The sequence below is a fragment of the Zhongshania aliphaticivorans genome (genome assembly GCF_902705855.1).
Lineage (GTDB): Bacteria > Pseudomonadota > Gammaproteobacteria > Pseudomonadales > Spongiibacteraceae > Spongiibacter > Spongiibacter aliphaticivorans_B.
On record NZ_CACSIJ010000017.1, the window covers coordinates 89,331 to 109,120 of the forward strand.

General features: G+C 46.7%; 11 protein-coding genes. 4 read left to right on the top strand and 7 right to left on the bottom strand.

All coding sequences use genetic code 11. The features are described from left to right. Positions 1-2: 2 nt before the first annotated feature. Complete coding sequence (locus GVJ32_RS17200; RefSeq protein ID WP_159241308.1) at positions 3-2,429, bottom strand: heavy metal translocating P-type ATPase; 2,427 nt, start codon at positions 2,427-2,429, stop codon at positions 3-5. Positions 2,430-2,808: 379 nt separating this feature from the next. Between GVJ32_RS17200 and modA the strand changes: the two genes are divergently transcribed. After that, positions 2,809-3,573, top strand: a complete 765-nt coding sequence (gene modA / locus GVJ32_RS17205; protein WP_159241309.1) for a molybdate ABC transporter substrate-binding protein — start codon at positions 2,809-2,811, stop codon at positions 3,571-3,573. Here modA and GVJ32_RS17210 read toward each other — a convergent pair. The 5 genes from GVJ32_RS17210 to GVJ32_RS17230 form a co-directional block, all read right to left on the bottom strand. Continuing rightward, entirely contained in the window at positions 3,570-4,481 is a 912-nt protein-coding gene (locus tag GVJ32_RS17210; protein WP_200841464.1) for a cation diffusion facilitator family transporter, read from the bottom strand. The genes modA and GVJ32_RS17210 overlap by 4 nt on opposite strands. 122 nt (positions 4,482-4,603) lie before the next feature. Further along, positions 4,604-5,341, bottom strand: a complete 738-nt coding sequence (locus GVJ32_RS17215; protein ID WP_159241311.1) for a 4'-phosphopantetheinyl transferase family protein — start codon at positions 5,339-5,341, stop codon at positions 4,604-4,606. Further along, the gene (locus tag GVJ32_RS17220; protein ID WP_159241312.1) at positions 5,338-6,654 is read right to left on the bottom strand and encodes a glycosyltransferase; all 1,317 of its coding nucleotides are present in this window, start codon (positions 6,652-6,654) and stop codon (positions 5,338-5,340) included. The genes GVJ32_RS17215 and GVJ32_RS17220 overlap by 4 nt, the downstream gene beginning before the upstream one ends. Positions 6,655-6,710: 56 nt before the next feature. After that, positions 6,711-10,799, bottom strand: a complete 4,089-nt coding sequence (locus GVJ32_RS17225; RefSeq protein WP_159241313.1) for a non-ribosomal peptide synthetase — start codon at positions 10,797-10,799, stop codon at positions 6,711-6,713. A 591-nt stretch (positions 10,800-11,390) separates the two neighbouring features. After that, positions 11,391-12,383, bottom strand: a complete 993-nt coding sequence (locus GVJ32_RS17230; RefSeq protein ID WP_159241314.1) for a sulfotransferase — start codon at positions 12,381-12,383, stop codon at positions 11,391-11,393. 617 nt (positions 12,384-13,000) lie between these two features. Here GVJ32_RS17230 and GVJ32_RS17235 point away from each other — a divergent pair. Genes GVJ32_RS17235 through GVJ32_RS17245 form a run of 3 tightly spaced genes read left to right on the top strand, consistent with a single transcriptional unit; the run spans position 13,001 to position 18,352 of the window. Then, positions 13,001-14,281: a TolC family protein gene (locus GVJ32_RS17235; protein WP_159241315.1), complete on the top strand. Its 1,281-nt coding sequence runs from the start codon at positions 13,001-13,003 to the stop codon at positions 14,279-14,281. Between the two features lie 42 nt (positions 14,282-14,323). Next, the gene (locus GVJ32_RS17240; protein WP_159241316.1) at positions 14,324-15,232 is read left to right on the top strand and encodes an efflux RND transporter periplasmic adaptor subunit; all 909 of its coding nucleotides are present in this window, start codon (positions 14,324-14,326) and stop codon (positions 15,230-15,232) included. Between the two features lie 9 nt (positions 15,233-15,241). Then, positions 15,242-18,352 (top strand): efflux RND transporter permease subunit, encoded by a 3,111-nt coding sequence (locus GVJ32_RS17245; protein WP_159241317.1) that lies wholly within the window; start codon positions 15,242-15,244, stop codon positions 18,350-18,352. A gap of 80 nt (positions 18,353-18,432) precedes the next feature. Here GVJ32_RS17245 and GVJ32_RS17250 read toward each other — a convergent pair whose 3' ends face one another. Then, entirely contained in the window at positions 18,433-19,665 is a 1,233-nt protein-coding gene (locus GVJ32_RS17250; protein ID WP_159241318.1) for a tyrosine-type recombinase/integrase, read from the bottom strand. Positions 19,666-19,790: the final 125 nt, after the last annotated feature.

Consider the following 19,790-nt stretch of genomic DNA (forward strand, 5'->3'; position numbering starts at 1 on the left):
GTTCAGCGCCTTGGTTCCCAGCGCCGTAGCAGTAGCGCATTGCAAATCACGCTAACACTGCTAAATGCCATTGCTGCACCGGCTAAGGCAGGGCCAAGTAAACCGCTGGCGGCTAGTGGAATGCCTAACAAATTATAGATGAATGCCCAAAATAAATTTTGACGGATTTTTTGGTAACTGCGCCGCGAGATGTCAATCGCGTCTGCGATTAGCGTAGGATCGCCCCGCATGAGGGTAATACCGGCGGTGTGCATAGCCACATCAGTCCCTGTCGCCATGGCCATACCTACATCAGCAGCGGCTAGAGCAGGGGCATCGTTAATGCCATCACCGACCATGGCAACAATGTTGTTGGCACTGCGTAATTTTTGAATTGCTTCAGCTTTACCGTCGGGCAGTATATTCGCAAAGAACTCAGCTATACCTAAATGAGTTGCGGTAGCGCGGGCGCTGCCTTCGTTGTCGCCGGTAATCATGACCGTTTTTATACCGCTTTTATGTAGTCGATCAATTGCAGATTGTGCCGTGGGTTTTATTTCGTCACCAAAGGCTAGTAAACCAATTAACTGAGGAGTATCTCCGATTTCGGCAAGCCAAGAGATTGTGCGACCTTGGCTTTCAAGCTCATTCGCTTCGGTCTCAAATTGAGCTATGGAAATTTGAGATTCTTGCATGAGCCTAGTATTACCGAGTATGAAGGTTGTGCCCGCGACGATTGCGCGAATGCCGCGTCCAGCCAAAGTCTTTGGTTTGGTGGCTACATTGAAAGAGATATGTCTTGAATTCGCTTCATCCAATACGGCTTTCGCCAATGGGTGGTCGCTGCTGCTCTGGAGCGCGGCTGCTAATGCGAGTAAATTTTTGGGATTGTTGTCATAGGCAAGCGTGTTGAGCAAACGTGGTTTGCCGATTGTTAAAGTGCCGGTTTTATCAAATACCACGGTGTTAATATTGTGGGCACGTTCAAGCGCCTGTGCATCTTTAATTAAAATGCCGTGACGGGCAGCAACCCCAGTGCCTGTCATGATCGCAGCGGGAGTAGCTAAACCTAGGGCACAGGGGCAGGCTATGACCAAAACGGTGACCGCATTAATAATGGCCTCCTGCAAATGCCCATTATATAAATACCAACTCACCAGTGTGGCAATGGCGATGGCAATGACCACCGGCACAAATACCATGCTCACTTTGTCGACGAGGCGCTGCACTGGTGCCTTTGCGGCCTGCGCGTTCTCCACTAGGCGAATAATACGCGCTAAGGTGGTTTCGGCACCCACCGCTGTTGTTTCTATTAGCAACAGCGCGTCGTTATTTATTACGCCGCCTGCGACCGTGTCTCCCATAGTTTTTTGGACTGGTAGACTTTCGCCGCTAATCATCGACTCGTCTACGCTAGCGCTGCCTTCGACGATAATGCCGTCAACGGGTATTTGCTCGCCGGCTTTAACTACCACAATATCGCCACTGCGGATCTGGTCGATGGCGATGCGTACATCTCCTTGTTGTTGGCGTACTATTGCAGTGTCTGGTCTAAGTGCTTGCAGCGCGCGTATCGCCGCTGTGGTTTGATGTTTGGCACGAGCTTCAAGCCATTTTCCCAGCAAGATCAGAGTGATAACGACCGCCGAGGCCTCAAAATAATAATGCCCCATATTGTGGGTAGAAGGATTTAAATACTGCGTCACTAGCTGGAATACACTTAGTCCGTAGCTGGCGCTAGTGCCTAAGGCCACCAGTAAATCCATATTGCCGGTACCGGCTTTTATGGCGTACCAGGCCGCGCGATAGAAACGCGCCCCCAACCAAAATTGTATTGGGGTGGCTAGTAAAAACTGCAACCATGCTGGTGGCATTAACGGGTAGCCGAGCGCGTCTAAAATCATTCCTAGCACCATCGGTGCCGCGAGCAGAGCTGAAATTAGCAGATGGCGTGTATCTTGGTTTAAGGCAGGTCTTAGTGTGGTGTTTTCTGAATCACCCCCAGTCCCAGAAGCATTGTTATGGCTGGCGTCGTACCCTGCATGTTTTATGGCCGCGATAAGGTAAGCGGTGCTTATACAACCCTTTGCAATAACGACGTGAGCTGATTCTGTGGCCAAATTTACGCTAACATCGAGCACGCCGCTAAGATTGGACAGCACTTTTTCAACGCGGCCCACGCAGGATGCACAGCTCATTCCTGTGATGTTTAAATAAACCTCATCAGTGGCGACTGAGTAACCCGCCTGCTCAATAGCAGAAGACAAAACTTGAATGGTGATTGCGCTATTTAGGCTAATGTGTGCTGACTCTGTAGCTAAATTGACGGTAACGCCGTTTACTTCAGGGAGTTTTGCTAGCTGTTTTTCAATCCGCCCAACGCAGGACGTGCAATTCATTCCTGCAATTGTTAAGTGTATGTCTGTTGACGATGCCTGTGCGCTTGTCATCGCGTATTACTCCGTAACTTAAGATAGACTCTATATGCTAGTAAGACTAATGTCTCCCATGGCGGTAGGGTCAACATTTCTTTGAATCGATTTAAAATGAGACCTCAACATCACGTCACTAGCGAAGCCAAGACGAGGCAAAAAACGGCGCAAAATCGGATAGCGCGTATTAGGCGAAATGCAGCAGCAATCGCCGAGTTCACGTGGGTTAATAAGTATTTTAAGCTGATCTTTAACGCTGCTATTCTGAGCTCTCTAAGCAATACTTATTATTTAGAAATGAATGATCTAGCCTTACAGTGATGTGTTTACTTTGATGAGAATAGCCTTTTCTGTGGTGATTCAGCGAATAGCCACTCGTACGTTTTAGGATGAAAAAATGATTCGTTTTCGTCAAGTTGGATTACTAGTAAGCGTATTGTGTGGGCTCAATATTGCCACTGCAGAGCAGTTGAACATTGCCGTTGCCTCAAACTTTACTGCACCGATGCGTGAAATAGCCGCTGAATTTGAAGGGGCGACAGGGCATCAGCTTAATGTCTCCTTTGGATCATCAGGCAAGTTTTTTGCGCAAATTTCCCACGGTGCGCCGTTTCAAGTGTTTCTATCTGCAGATCAAACAAAGCCGGCGGCGTTATGCAAAGCAGGCTTGGCCGTCACTGGCAGTCAGTTTAGCTATGCCATTGGTGGTCTCGCACTGTGGTCGCCCAACGCAAATGCAGTTGATGACCAAGGAACGATATTAAAAGCAGGAACCTTTAATAAACTGGCTCTCGCAAACCCCTTGCTCGCGCCATATGGTAGCGCTGCGGTAGAAGTATTGCGGCATTTAAAGCTTGAGGACGTGACGCGACCCAAATGGGTGACGGGGGAAAATATTTCTCAAGCTTATCAATACGTCAGTACTGGGAACGCAGCGATTGGTTTTGTTGCTGTTTCTCAGATAAGCGAAAAAGGTATGCTCAAAAGCGGCTCTGCGTGGATGTTGCCGAGCACGTTATATACGCCAATTAAACAAGACGCAGTGTTGCTTACAGCAGCGAAGGATAGCGCCGCGGCAAAGGCGTTCATCGCATTCCTAAAAGGAAATACCGCGCAAAAAATTATTCTCGATTACGGTTATAACGTAGCCGATTCGAATTAATGGTGGTGCGTATGTGTCGCCGTGTGGACCGCAGAGTCATCGCGGCAGGCCTCGTCAGGAAATTCAAATTCTATCGTGGTGTGGCTCAAGGGATGGTCGCGCATTGAATCTGCGATAATAGATTTTAAACGTACTAATTCCGCGTGTTCATAATTCTGCTTTAAAAGCAGGTGTGCAGTTAATACATGCTGTTCGCCATCCAAGGACCAAAGATGAAGGTGATGAATACCACCCACATGATCAATGTTTAATAAGCTTTGCTGTATCTGCTCGCGCAACTCATGATCCGGTGTGGCTTGTAAAAATAAACGCAACGTTTCGGCAAGGTTTTTTGCCACATTGAACAGAATAAACAAGGTGAATCCAATAGACAGAATGGGGTCTAGTATTGGTAGTTCTATAAACATTAAGACAATTGATATTAGTAGTATCGCCACCCAGCCCAGTACGTCTTCTAGCAGATGCCAGTTGAGCATGCGTTCGTTTAAGGTTTTGCCATCGCTGAGTTTAAATGCAGCGTAACCGTTAACCGCGACACCCAAAATCGCCAAACCCAACATGCCGGTAGCGTCGGGCATTTGTGGATTAAGCAAGCGAGGTATTGCTTCACTCATCACCCACACTGAGCCTATTACCAAGATTACGCCATTGATGAGCGCGCCCAGTAATGAGAAACGACTGAATCCATAACTAAAGCGGCTACTAGCTTCTTTTGCGCCTATTTTATTTAGCCACCACGCTAAACCAATGGCGAGACAGTCCCCCAAGTCATGCACGGCGTCGGCCATAATTGCAGTGCTATTGGTCAACCAGCCGCCAATAAACTCGATAATAGTGAAGCAAAAGTTTAGGCTAAATGCCCAGCCGATTCGTTCCGAGGCAGTATGGTGATGATGGTGGTCATGCATATTCATCTCGCTGTACAAATTTAGGGGCTGCGAAACACAATATTGTTCACCCAGAGGCGAACGTTATATGTCGTGTGAGCTTATGCGCTTTAGTGCCAGCTGAAAAGTTTTGGCTAGGGATCTTAGCTTGGAAGCACCCAGCTGATGACAGTGTTCGCCTCATTTCTCCAATGCACGGTGACGGTATGACCTTTTAAAAGCTGCACTGACAAATCAGTAAGTAGACGGAATTCTAGCTCGCAACGGTCGATATGTATTGCCGACATTTTTACGTCTAAGAAATCAAAATAACGACCCACCGCTGGGTGCAGTGCTTTAAACAGGGCTTCCTTGGCTGAGAATATCACCGTAAAACCAAATTCCATATTTACGAAGCTAGCAGATATCAATTCTAATTCTTCTTGGCTGACAATACTTGGGCTCAGCAGGTCACGGTCATTGGCTAGAACAATTGATTCGACATCAATGCCAAGGGAAATAAGCGGTGTTGGAGAAGGGCGAGGCATCATCATGCAGAATGCGCTATGACCATGATGACTGATTGAGCCAAGCACAGTCGTTGGCCATTGCGGTTCGCGACGCGCGCCAATATCAACTATCGCCGGTGTTAAACCTAGCTGAATGAAGGCATGGCGTGCCGCAATGCGTCCCGCAAGAAATTCAGCTTTGCGCGAGTTTGCCGCGTTAATTAGTGTAGCGGGAAGGGCCACATTATAGTTAGAAAACTGCGCGTCGTTATAGCGAGCGGTGTTAAAGCAGCAGTGATAACAGATGCCACCAAAACCGCTTAGCGCGACGAATTTACTCGCAGTAATAAAATCTAATGAGACTGATAGCTCGCTTGGTAATGGTTTACTCAAGTCGCCGTCTGCGCCACGGAATCAGCTTGCGATGTGTAGGTATTGGTTTTGTGATCGAGCAAACCCCATTGAGTAAGCAGGCCTATCGCATTTTGAACACCATTCTCGTCTGCCACTTTTGTGGCTAGTTTAGCGGCTGCGTTTTGCATTTCGGGTACACAAGCCATGTTGATGGCGGTGGTTAATTGCTCCGCTGTGAGTGTTTTGCGCGTAAGCATTTTGGGTGCCACACCATTTTGCTCAAGTCGCCAAGCCCAGAACGGCTGATCACCAAAGAATGGAATAACCACCGAAGGAATACCTGCGCGAATTGTTGCGGCAGTGGTACCTGCACCACCATGATGAACAGCGAGATACACCTTGGGAAATAACCAGTCGTGCGGCGCAGCCTCAATAACTAAAATATTTGGATTATTATTGTGCGCAGCTTTAAGCCCACCCCATCCCGTCGCAATAATTGCTCTGCGCCCAGACTGGGCAATGGCTTGATAAATTAGGGCTGTGAGATTGTCGGTGTCGTCACTCAACATACTCCCAAAACCGATATAAATCGGTTTGTCGCCAGCGGCGAGAAACTGCTTTAGCTCTGCTGATGGCTGCCACTGCGATTCGCCGTTTAAAAACCAATTCCCCGTCACTTGCACACCCGTAGGCCAATGGGGTGACGGTGGGAGTAAGGCGGGGCTGTAGCCGTAAAGAATCCGTCGATCTTCTTTCTTCTGCTGATAATACGGGCCGTACCAAGGTAGTGCTGGTAATTGAAGCGCTTTACGAACTGGGCTGTAAGCCGCACTGAGCATGCGCCACGTAATGGCCCGCAAAAGGTGGTAAAGCATGTTGTTCATTGTGCCGTTACGTGGTTTGTTTGGCGGTGTGAGCATCATGGGCGGAATATCGGGGCAGGGCGTTACCGGCTGCAAATGAGTTTCTACAGCTGGAATATTGAGTGCCTCGCCCAGTGAATTTGCCAGCACGGCCATCATGCCATTGCCAAGCAATAGGTCAGCATCTTTAGCGGCGGTCAAGCCTTCTTCGGCCCAGTGCTGCGCCATGTCTTTAAGATGCTTGCGCGCGGTGCTCATCAAGGATAGCGGATTCAATCCACGCTGAATTGCACGTGGATCTTTAGCCATAAGCTCCAGAAAATCTGCGGTTAAAGGCGCATAACTAAGGCCATGATTAACAACCAACGCTTCACAGGTTTTACCACTGGCGATACAGACTTTATGACCCGCAGCCTGCAAGCCTAGTCCAAGGGCAATAAAGGGTCTAACGTCGCCCTGAGTGCCTATACTAAAAATGGTAATGTTCATTAACAGCCTTCTGGTCTACTAAACATGGTCTCGTTGTAATGAATACGTGTAAAAATTTATGTTCTAAGTGAGTCGGCGATTACGGGGCCAATTTGCTCTAGCGCAGCTGCGTCGAACATTTTTTGGTGATGGCAGTCCACGCTATGAACTGTGAGCTGGCCAACATGGTCTTGCCAAATGTCAGCGCTGTTATGTAATAGATCACCCATTTCGGTTTCTGTGGTTTCAGTTGCGGCAATAAACAACATCGCCGCGTTGATTTTTCCTGGTGTAAATTGTCGGGAAATGACGAGATTGTTCTCGATAATCTGCCTAACGTTCTCAATAATATTACCGTTGCTTTGCTGCATTTCCTTCACAAATGGTAGGTTGTGAATGTCATATTCGCGGCACAAAAGCTCGGTTAGATTGGCCATATTTTCTTCGCCTTGAGGCAATGAGTCCGAGGCTAGGCCCATAAAATTTAAGGCGCTTTGCACTAATTGCGCTTCATCTGCTAGCTGCGCTGGTCCTTGTACATATGGGTAGGAATCTAGCACGGCTAAATAACGTATTTCTTCACCTTCAGCCTCTAAACGCCGTGCGATTTCGTGTGCAACTAGTCCACCTAAAGACCAGCCCAATAGTTTATAAGGCCCAGATGGCTGCACGCGACGCAGCTGCTCAATATATTCGCATGCCATTTCTGAAATGCTCTTGGGTAAGCTTGCAATGCCGTCTTGTTGATATTCTGCCGTTAAACCTCTGGCTTGCAGGCCATAGAGTTTTTGCTCGCTGTCGAGATACCGAGTTAAACCACTGTAGGCCCAACTTAAGCCAATTACCGGATGAATACAGAATAGTGGGCTTGCGGTGCCAGATGACTTAAGCGGTAACATCATTCCCAAGGGATCAACAGATTGATGGTGCTCTAGTTGCGCTGCAAGTTCTGCAATCGTGCTGGTTTCAAAGATGGCTGCGAGAGGAATATCTTGTTTTAGTGACTCACGTAAACGCGAGACCATTCTCGCGGCGGTCAACGAATCGCCACCCAAGTCAAAAAAGCTATCGTGGACGCCGATACGTTCAAGCTCAAAAATCTCACACCACAAGGTCGCGAGTTGGGTCTCTAATGCCGTACGTGGTGCAACATAAGCAAGTGAGACTTGCCACGCCGGCGCGGGTAGGGCGTTGCGATCAAGCTTGCCATTGACGTTGGTAGGTAGTGTGTCAACACACATGAACACCGATGGAATCATATAGTCCGGTAAACTTTTCTCAAGGCGTTTACGAAGCATCGTAGCGTCAATTTTTGCGTTATCGCCATTCTCTAATGTACTCGGAACAATATGTGCTACGAGCTTTTTCTCGCCGCGCGGGTCTTCGCGGAGGGTGACGACGGCCTGCTTTACGCCATCGCAGCGTTGAATATTGGCTTCTACATCTTCTGCTTCTATGCGAAAGCCCCGAATTTTAATTTGGAAGTCATTACGGCCCAAATAATCCAAAACACCGTCTGCACGCCAACGTGCTAAATCGCCGGTTTTATACAGGCGACCATCACCAAGTGGGTTTTTAATAAACCGCTCTGCGGTAAGTTCTGGGCGATGTAAGTAGCCTTTTGCTAGACCGGCACCGCCGATATACAACTCGCCAATTGCGCCTAAGGATACTGGCTGCATTGCTTGATCTAGCACATATACCGTGGTGTTTTGGATCGGGCGACCAATTGGAGGAGAATCTAGATCGGCGCCATCTAGCTTCATGATGGTAGACCAAATTGTGGTTTCAGTCGGCCCGTAAAGATTAATAACCGGGTGGCCTAATTTCCGCATTTTGTGGGCGAGTTGCGCGGGTAATGCTTCGCCACCTACGAGCGGTCGTACATTACTAAGTTGGTTGGCATGATCTGCCAGTAATGCTTGCCAATGCGACGGTGTCGCTTGCATTACGCTAATTTTCTCATCGTTAATGAGCGCGGCAAGTTTTGCAGGGTCTTTTGCTATGTCGCGATTCGAGATCACCACTTCGGCGCCACTAATGAGTGGTAAATACAGCTCAAGGGCGGCAATATCAAATGCGACGGTGGTTAAGGCTAACAATTTATCAGTGGGGCGAATTTGCAATTCATCTTGCATTGCTAATAAAAAATTCAGTAAACCACTGTGGCTAATTTCAACGCCTTTTGGGCGTCCGGTTGATCCCGATGTGTAAATAACATAAGCAGTAGTATTACGGTTTATAGGCGCGGGACTAAGTCTAGTGTCAGTATTAGTTTTGCTTACATCTATAGTATCTAAATTCAGTACAGCGATATCCTTGTTAAACAACGTGCTACTGACTGTTGAGGTGGACAGCGTTAGCGTAGGTCGACCTTCATCGACTACCAAGGCTAGGCGTTCGGCGGGCGCAGTGGGGTCTAGTGGTAAATAGGCTGCACCGGTTTTCATGATAGCGAGTAGAGCTGTTGGCATAGATTCATCGCGGGGTAGCGCAACCGCAACAATATCGCCGGTGCCGATATTACGCTTCAGTAATTCTTGGCTTAGTTGATCAATATTCTGCTGTAGCTGTCGATATGTGAGTTTTTTATCTCCACTTGTTAGGGCGATGGCATCTGGAGTTTTGAGAGCTTGATTGTCAAATAATACTAATAAATTGGTATCTGGTAGCGGCCGGGCGGTGCGATTCCATTCATCTAAGATAAGACTTTTTTCAGATTCAGACAGTAACGTTATTTGACCAATCGGAGCTGTTGGATCGTTTAATACCGCATCGATAAGCCGTACAAAGCGTTCTCGATGGATATCTAACTCATGTTGGGTGTACAACGCAGGATTAGCATCTAAATCTATACGCAAACCCGCTTTGCCGCCACGATCATAGATAAATACGGTTAAGTCTTCGACGGTGCCATTAGACACATTGTGCGCGAGGCATTTATGACCGCCAAATCGCAGATCATAATCGAAGGGTTCTATATTTACACCGACCCAAGAAATTTGCTGCCCTTGGCCTAATAAGCCAAGTTCTCGGCGCAGATCTTCATAGCGAAACATCTGATGTCGCAGCGACTGCCTAACTATTTTTGAGACCTGAGCCGTTAAGGTATTTAAATTTAGCTCCGCATTCATGGCCAAACGAATTGATACCGCATTGGCCATCATGCCAGGAACGCTGCGCATATCGCGATTGGCGCGGGCAGACACTGGCATACCAAATACCAAATCGTCAGACCCGGTCATGCGGTATATATAAGCTGCAAATAAGCTAATTAATATTTGAGGTAAACTCGCCTGAGTGTCTTTACCTAAATTACGCAGCGTGTTGCTAGTGTCTATAGATAGCTGAGCGGTACTTCTGCGCATTCCGCCCGCACGCACCGCATTGTGGCGTGTTAATGAAACGGGTTCTGGTAGGGCGCTCAGTTGACTCATCCAGTAACTACGATCACGCTCATACCGAGCAGAATCACGGTAGTTTTGCTCGTGTTGATGTTGAACATTTAAAGGCAAAAATGGGCTGGGGCCAATGTCGCGGTGTTCAAGTAAGGCGTTATAAATATCGGCGCAGCGCCGTGAGATAATACCGGCACCAAAGCCGTCAAGTACAAGGTGATGACTGCGCTGATACCAGAAATAGCACTTGTCGCTAATTTTAAAAAGAGCACAACGCCATAACGGATCACAGGCGAGATCAACTGGCCGCCGGAGTTCTGCCATCATCCATTCTTCCGCTTCTGCACGAGGGTCATCGGCCTCGCTCAGGTCTATCACCGGAAATTCACCTTTGTAGCGGTCTAGAATTATTTGCCTAGGCCCGTCATCTGTGTCGTGAATCTCAAGCCGAGTTGTCTCTGCTTCTTGGGTTATTTGTTTGATTGCAGCAATGAAAATATCTGTCTTTATATCGCCAAGAATTTCGCAATATTCCGCAATATTATAAATTGCATCTTTGGGGCCAATTTTTTCGCCAAACCATAAACCGCGCTGCGCTTGGGCCAAGGGTAGAGATTTGGTCTCTGGCGAAATTAGTCCGTTGAAGCTTGTATAGCCCCGTTGCTCCTTGAGATCTTCATATGCCTGTTCATCAAGCGATGCATATCCATTTGATTGCTTGACAAGCGCTACCGTAGAGCGTGATTTAGCGGCGGTACTTTCGGTCATTAGACTAATCTCGATAGCAGTGTGTTTTCAAAAAAATCGCGGTGCAAATTAAAAATTTGCTATGTTGCAGTAATATTACTGCGGCAGGGCAGATGCGGATTGTCAGAATAGAGACAGCTATACATGCTTTGATAGGGCAATATTTTTTACTTTTCAAAATGCAAATACGCTTGCAAATTGAATGATTAAAAATACTGTACAGCCCGAGCATATCCCAATAGACCTTCCGTCTTAATGCTACTGGCTGCGGAACCATGATACGTATTTGTACCGTCACTATAGTGTGACATAGTACTCATGAATAGGTATTCGAGACATAGAAATGCCTAGTTTTTTGCCAGTAATACACACATCTAATTAGGTGTGCAGTGCTCATTTATAAATTATGTGTAGTAGTGCTGTGTGACATAGCAATTAATGAATGTCGATTTAATCGAAGTGAAATCTAATTTTATGGGCTGAGAAGAGATGTAAGTAAAACAAAATTGATTCGGCAGGAAACGATACCCAGCCAGAAATGTTTTCATTTTCATGTTGAGTAAAAAGTGATGTGTCGGAGAAGAATTGGCACACGTAGATTATGTGCCTGGATTAAAGTCCTAAATTGGCTTTTGAAATGAGTTTATTCAGAACTGGTTCGTAGTTCATTAACATCGGATTCAAATTACGGCTGCGCTTAACCTCAATGTTTTCTTGAGTCGAGCTAATCGGCAAGTCCAAGAGCCTTTGTAATGACTGCATGGTCGCCGCAGGGTCTGCTATTAATGAGTTGTAATCTATTTCAATAGCGCGGTTACTTGGTAGAGCTGCTATCTCCGTTTTATAGACTGTAACCTGACGCGCGACGTCTTTGGCTAATAGGCGACGAAAAAGACGTGCGCAATTGTTGCGACCTATTAATGTTCTTAAGGCTCTTAATCCCAGCCACGCAATATAGCCAGTGCGATACGCGCTGCGGCCGTGGCCATTGTCCAATAATATTTCAAGGTAGTCTTGCGGCCCTTCTAAATAAGAAAGTAGGGCGTTTAACATACTATTTAGAACGGCAATTGGCTCACGGGAAATATATATAAAACGCGCTTCTGGTGCGTGTTTGAGAATATTTTTTGCGTTGCCGGTATCCCACGGATTTTTGAGTAATACGGCATGTGTGTTCTTTTGAACCGCCAATAATTTCTGACACAAGCGTGTAAATACGACAGCGTTCTTGTCGGCTAATTTAAAAGTACCGCTTTTCTTTCTAAGTAAAAATCCATATTCCTCAACAGCATCGGCGTCTATATGAGTGCCGTCTATGTTTCTATCACTAATGCCTCTGGCTAAAAAATAGCGATTGAGGAGGTCTTTATCGCCTTGCTCCTGACCATTCGCATTATTACTGAGCAGTCTGTCAAAATAGAGAAGGTGATAAAGACTTAAATGTGCAACTGGAAATGATTTTGCCACGCAGTCGTAGAGAAAGGTGGTGCCTGAACGGTGTAAACCCATTATCAGCACAGGCCTAAGTGGCAGGTGCGTGATCTCGCTTAGCAGTGCTTGGTCTTCATCACTAGCGGGAAAGTTGGCGTTTACGGGGCGTTTCATTAAATGACCTTGTCTACCTTGTGATTTACGCAGATAAAAACGACGGCCAGTGTACGCAAATTCATTTTTGAAAACAGGACTGCGTTAACATTACTAGGTATTTACCTAGACGTATCATGTTCGCCGTTTATGTGGCCTTGTGGGAGTTCGGTAATCAGCTTGACCTTTCTCTCAATTCCAATAGACTAAGGCCCTTCAACATCGTTAGGGTTTGGGTCAGGTGCGAAGCGCAAGTTTACGCTGTTTTTTGATTATCATCATAATGCTGCAATCTTTGGCGGCTCTTGCTGATATGCATCAATACCATCAAGCCGATGACCAACACAAAGCAGTAGCAGAGCATATTCACGAAATTGAACTAAACAGTATGGATACCTCTGCAAGTGATTCTCTCGACTGCCATCACTGCTGCCATTGTCACTGTGTTACAGCCTCAGCCATCCCTCCTTCTGATCTCATCACTGGTGTGTGTAACCAAACAAACGCTGTATATAACTACCATCCGCATTATTCCTCGCAAATTAGCAACTCGCTTTATCGCCCTCCAATAGCCTAAGTCTTGCCCAAAGAAGCAGCCGTATATTTTCGGTTTTTGATTTCATTTTGCAGGGTTTACTATGCGTTTTTTCCGTCCTTCGGGTACGACTGTTCGTCGTTGCCTACTTATTTCTTTCGCATCTTTTAGTCTTGCGTCGTTACCAGCGTATGCTAGCAATACGTCGCTGTCGCTAGCTAAAGCGACGGCAAGTACCTTGGCTAATAATCCACAGCTCCACCAGTTTGAGCCCAAAAAAGAGGGGCTAGTTGGCAGGCGTGAAAGTAGTGAGCTACGCCCCAGAATGAATGTCGACATTGAGCTGGAAAACTTTGCCGGCAGCGGCGATTTTTCTTCCACTCAAAATGCAGAGCTGACGCTAGCCTTGTCATCAGTTATTGAGCTAGGAAGTAAGCGCGGGGCCAGAACAATACTGGCAGACTCCAAGTTACAGGCCATGGAATACCATCGGCAGGCTGCTACCTTAGATGTTTTAGGGGGCCTAACACGGGACTTTATTCAAACACTTACCATTCAGGAATATATAGCGCTTGCGCAAGAAGCGCATGATTTGGCGGTTAACACGCTTGCGGTGCTTAAGAATCGAGCTAAACAAGGTGCCGCACCTGATTACGAAGTTAGGCGCGCGAGTGCGGCGCTTGCTCAAGCGAATTTACGACTAAATTCATTGCGCTTGGAACACCAGCGCGGATTGATAAAGCTGGCGGCGTATTGGGGTGAAACAGATCCAGTGTGGACATTGCTTGAAGGTGATCTTTATTACTTCCGCGAGGTAGCTAGTTATAAAGAGTTATATAAGCAAGCTCAGTCTTCACCGGCGATAGCCGTCTTCGCAAGCGAGGCGCGCATCAACGATGCGGAGTTGGCGCTGATAAAAACCCAATCGAGATCGGATGTTAATTGGCGGCTGGGTGTTCGGCAATTTGAAAATAGCGATGAAACCGCATTTGTTGCCGGCCTGTCTATTCCCTTATTTAGCGGAAAGCGTAATAAGGGCGCGGTGAAATCTGCGCGAGCGGCACAGAACGAAGCTGTATTTGAGCAGGCTTCAGCGCAGTTAAAACTACACACTCAGCTTTTTGAGGCTTACTCGCAGCGGCAGCAGCACGTTGCTGCGGCCGATGCTTACCGTAATACCATCTTACCAGAGCTGAGCGCGGCATTGCGTGCGACTCGGCACGCCTATGAAACTGGGCGTTACAGCTATTTGGAGTGGATTACCGCACAAAGAGAGCTACTCGATGCGAAGCAGGCGCTCATCGAAAACGCGGCAGCTGCTTCGCTCAATCAAGCCACGATAGAGCAGCTCATTGCAGAGCCGCTCACGCCTCCGCGTAAGTAAATTAATTTTCGCCAATATGCGTATAAAATTCAGGATATGAGAATGAAACAACGATTAATAGTTAGCTTCACGGCATTGCTATTTTGCCAAGCGAGTATGGCTCTAGCAGACGGGGCTCACCAACATCATGATGAAAATGAAGAGCAATTTAGTCTTGTTATAGACGATGATATTGCGTCTAGGGCCGGTATTAAAACCGCTGTTCTAGGGGCGCACAAAATTAAGCAAACTGCTAGGTTTTACGGAAAGCTCACAACTGCCCCTGAACAAACTAGCCATATACGCGCGCGTTTTTCGGGAGTTATTCATTCTGTCGCAGTGAATATTGGCGACAAGGTAAACACTAACGATAAGTTGGCAATAGTGGAGTCGAATGAAAGTTTAAAGAACTATGAAATTCGTTCTCCTATTCGCGGCACGGTGATTCAGCGACACGCCAATGCGGGTGAAATGGCACGCGATCAAGTACTGCTATCAATTTCAAATACAGACTATTTGTGGGCCGAATTGCGAGTATTCCCCTCCCAACAAATCTCACTTCGGGCTGATCAAAGCGCCTATATCCGTGCCGACAATCAGAGCTTAGCAACTCGTATTGCCCATATATTACCCGCCGAGGGGTCGTCTCCGTATCGTATTGCCCGCGTAAGAGTAAGCAATGCAGACGGCGTATGGTTCCCAGGCCAATTGATTCAAGCCGATGTAGTTGTTAATGAAGTTGACGCCATCTTGGCAGTAAGAAAAGCGGCGCTACAAAGTCTAGATGACAAGCTTGGAGTCTTTGTGAAAGAGGCTGAGGTCTATCGCTTTATTCCACTTGAGCTTGGTCGCGGTGATGCGGACTTTGTGGAAGTTATTTCCGGCATTTCCGCTGACACGGAATATGTAGTGACGAATAGCTATCTTCTCAAAGCAGATATCGAAAAGTCTGAATCTAGTCACGAACACTGAGGGCGTAAAATGATTGATGCAATATTACGCCTCGTAATTGCGCGGCGGGTTCTGGTGTTATTCAGTATTTTGTTAATTATTGTTGTGGGTGTGTTGAGCTATCAACGCCTTGCAATAGATGCAGTGCCTGATATCACCAATGTTCAAGTACAAATCAATACCTCGGCCTCAGGTTATTCGCCATTAGAAGCTGAACAGCGGATTACCTATCCGGTGGAAACCGCTTTGGCAGGGCTACCAAAACTTGCGTATACCCGTTCATTGTCACGCTATGGACTGTCGCAAGTGACGGTGGTTTTTGAGGAGGGCACGGATATTTACTTTGCCAGGAATCTAATCAATACCAAGCTTGCGGCAATGAAGTCTGTGCTGCCTGTGGGAATAGAGCCCGAAATGGGGCCAATCTCTACCGGTCTTGGCGAAATATATATGTATACCGTGCAAGCGGAGCCAAACGCGCGGCAGGCCAATGGTCAACCTTATGACGCGACAGCGTTAAGAGAAATTCAAGATTGGATTATTAAACCGCAGCTGGCGCAGGTAAAAGGCGTAGTCGAAATCAACAGTATTGGCGGCTATAACAAGCAATATCACATTACCCCAGATGTTCAGAAATTATTGCAATTCAATATTAGCTTTGCGGATGTTGCAACGGCTTTACGTGCCAACAATGACAATCGCGGCGCGGGCTATATAGAGCGCAACGGTCAACAATTGTTAGTGCGTTCCCCCGGCCAATTGGCGACGATTGAAGACATTGCCAATATTACCGTGACTGCTAATAACTCAATTCCCGTAAAGCTTGGCGACATCGCGAGTATCGGTATTGGTAAGGAATTGCGCACTGGTGCCGCGACTCAAGATGGCGTTGAAACGGTACTGGGTACCGCAATGATGCTGATAGGTGAAAACTCCCGAATTGTTGCAAAAAACGTAGACCAACGATTGGCAGTTATTCAGGCATCGTTACCAGAAGGCGTTGTTGCCCACTCTGTGTATGACCGAACGACTCTGGTGGACAAGGCCATTGTTACCGTAAGCAAGAATCTACTAGAAGGGTCTCTGCTAGTTGTCGCCGTACTGTTTTTATTGTTAGGTAACTTACGGGCGGCGCTGATTACCGCTGCGGTTATTCCCTTGGCTATGTTAATGACAATTACCGGCATGGTTAAAACTGGTGTCTCTGCAAATTTAATGAGCTTAGGCGCATTGGATTTCGGCTTAATTGTCGACGGCGCCGTGATCATTGTTGAAAACGCTATTCGCCGTTTATCCCAAGCTCAACAAAGTGGTCAATTAGTGTTGCGTGAACGTTTGAATGTGGTTTACGACGCGACCGCAGAAGTGATTCGTCCCAGTTTATTTGGGGTCGCCATCATCACCGTCGTGTATATTCCGATTTTTTCATTAAGCGGCGTTGAAGGAAAAATGTTCCATCCGATGGCCGCCACGGTGGTGATGGCCTTAATTTCTGCCATGATTTTATCTTTGACGATAGTCCCCGCCGCTGTCGCGGTATTTTTAAAAGGAAATATTAGCGAAAAAGAAGGCGTGGTTATGGACGCTGGTAAACGTGCTTATAAGCCGGCTCTACAGTTTGCCTTAAAGTTTCGCTGGTTTACTGTTGGTAGCGCCGGTGGTCTTGTGGTGTTTTGTCTTTATTTATCCACTACCTTGGGTTCAGAATTCGTCCCGCAATTAAATGAAGGCGACGTTGCCTTGCATGCTATGCGCATTCCTGGAACAGGGCTGGAGCAAGCGGTAGAAATGCAAACCCTACTAGAAGAGCGTATTAAATCTTTTCCAGAAGTAGCGACGGTATTTTCCCGTATAGGAACAGCCGAAGTAGCGACTGACCCTATGCCACCTAATGTCGCAGATACTTTTGTTATCTTGAAACCACGTAATGATTGGCCTACGCGATCTAAAACCAAGCAAGAGTTTATTGCAGAGCTGGAGCAATCAATTGAAGAAATACCGGGGAATAATTATGAATTTACCCAGCCAATTCAAATGCGTTTTAATGAATTAATTTCTGGTGTCCGTGCCGATTTGGGGATTAAGGTTTTTGGCGATGATCTAGGTCAATTACTTGCTACTGCAAACGATATTTTACAGGCAATTAACACTATTGATGGCGCCGCCGACGCTAGGGTAGAGCAGGTTACTGGATTGCCGACCTTATCTATAATTCCTAAGCGAACAGCGCTAGGCCGCTATGGATTAAACGTAGCTGATCTACAAAACTGGGTTGCTACGGCAATTGGTGGCGAGAGTGCGGGAATATTGTATGAAGGTGATAGGCGATTTGAATTAATTGTGCGATTACCAGAAACCACGCGACGTGATATAGACCAGCTTGCTTTCTTGCCAGTGCCGTTATCTAACGGCGACTATATACCCTTGTCAGAGATAGCCACCCTAGATGTCTCACCCGCGCCTGCACAAATTAGTCGCGAAAATGGCAAGCGCCGCGTGGTTGTTACCGCCAATGTTAGAGGCCGAGATCTTGGCAGCTTTGTTGAGGAAGTTAAGCTTAAAATTAATAATGAAGTAGATGTTCCAGCAGGATATTGGCTGGGCTATGGTGGCACTTTTGAGCAATTAACGTCTGCGACTCAACGATTATCTATCGTTGTTCCCCTTACCTTGTTGCTCATCATTGGCTTGCTAGTTATGGCTTTTGGTTCACTGAAAGACGCATTAATTGTGTTTAGTGGTGTGCCACTTGCGCTTACCGGCGGCGTGCTAGCCTTGTTTATACGTGGTATGCCCATGTCAATTTCTGCTGGTATTGGGTTTATTGCGCTGTCAGGTGTTGCGGTACTCAACGGTTTGGTGATGGTGTCTTTCATTCGGGAACTATGGCGGGAAAACGGCGATCTTTTACTGGCTGTAACAGAGGGCGCCTTGGTGCGCCTACGGCCGGTTATCATGACCGCGCTAGTAGCGAGTTTGGGGTTTGTCCCTATGGCATTAAATACGGGTACCGGAGCCGAAGTGCAGCGACCATTAGCAACGGTTGTGATTGGTGGGATTATCTCTTCAACCTTGCTGACATTATTAGTGCTTCCGATACTTTATCAATGGTTTCATCGGAACGATAAACCACAGAACTAAAAGAGAAGGGCGCCTGTGTGCGCCCTAATCTGTGCTTTTGTTTTGTGCTAGAAACCGGCTATTTTTCAATATAAACAGTGTTATACAGGGCGTTCTTTACCGCTAGCCGCCCGCTTTTTATCATCTGTCTGCACATACACCGTATCGGTGGTGGACATACTGGCATGGCCTAAATCCTCAGACACATCTTTAAGAGCGCGGCCACGTTCAATCTCTAAGCTCGCGCCAGTATGACGTAACCAATGCGTCGTCGCTTCTTTGAATTTGCTAGCATTGTCTTCACCGTAGCGCGTTTTCATTTGCTCGTAAGCCTGATCGAACACTTCTTGCACCAGGCGTGATAACTGCCGCGCCGTCATTCCGCCGCGACCGCGGATTTTTTCGATAATAGGGTGGTTTTCACCCGTCACCGGTAATTTATTTAAGCCGCGAGAGAGTCTATATCGCGTCAAATAATCTAAAAAACTCGGTGGGACGGTAATATCGCGAACTTTTCGGCCTTTACCATAGATCTTAAGCCACCAATTATTCTCATTATCCTTCCAAAAGTGACTCATTGTTGGCGACCATTCGGGGCGATCTGAATATTCAGAAATACGAAGAAATAAGGTTTTTAAAGACGCAATAAGAAACAAACTGCGCTCGTATCTTGAGTCCTCATCAGCCATTGCATGGGCAACCTGCAAAAGAAATTGCCACTGGTCTTCACTTAAGCGTTTTACATCTTTAACCTGAGCGTCTCTAATTAAGTAGCGGCAATCTTTTTTGGCTATTTGTACGGGGTTGCCGTAGCAGTATTCTTCATCGGTTAAATGTTTGTAAAACGCATTCACGGCGGTGAAGGTTGCTTGCAGGGTTTCTTGCGAGGGGTGATATTTCTTTTTGTCAGGCTTTGAATTGTCGCCTTTGGCTGTCATCAATCTAAATGGCGCCCATTCAGGATTGCTGATGTATAAGCCGCCTGTAAGGTGAAATTTCTCTACATTAGATAGGCATATCCACGTTAACGGTGGTCGCCAGCAAAAATCAGTATATTCTAAAATGTCAGATTTTCGGTATTCGTCGATGGGCTTGTCTTTAATTAAAAAGGCCCAGAGCAGAAACTTTTCGATCTCAGAACGAAATCGCGTGTAAGTATGTTCAGATTTGTTTCGGCCAATATAAGCTAAAAATTCCTGACCCCAGCGCCATGCCTTAAGTTTCCATTGATCGGAATTAGTAAGCAAAGCAGTTAGATCGGGAAACTCCTCAATCTTTACGTCTTTAAGGTCTTTGTATGTTGGGTACAACGGGACAGGTTTAGGGATGGCCATGTTTTATCCTGATATCTGCATATATAAGTGGCTGTATGCCATCATAGCAGCCCACACTCACTATTTCCAATACTGGAGAGTATCGGAAACAATCTATCCAGCAATACAATCTTTCAATCCCCTGC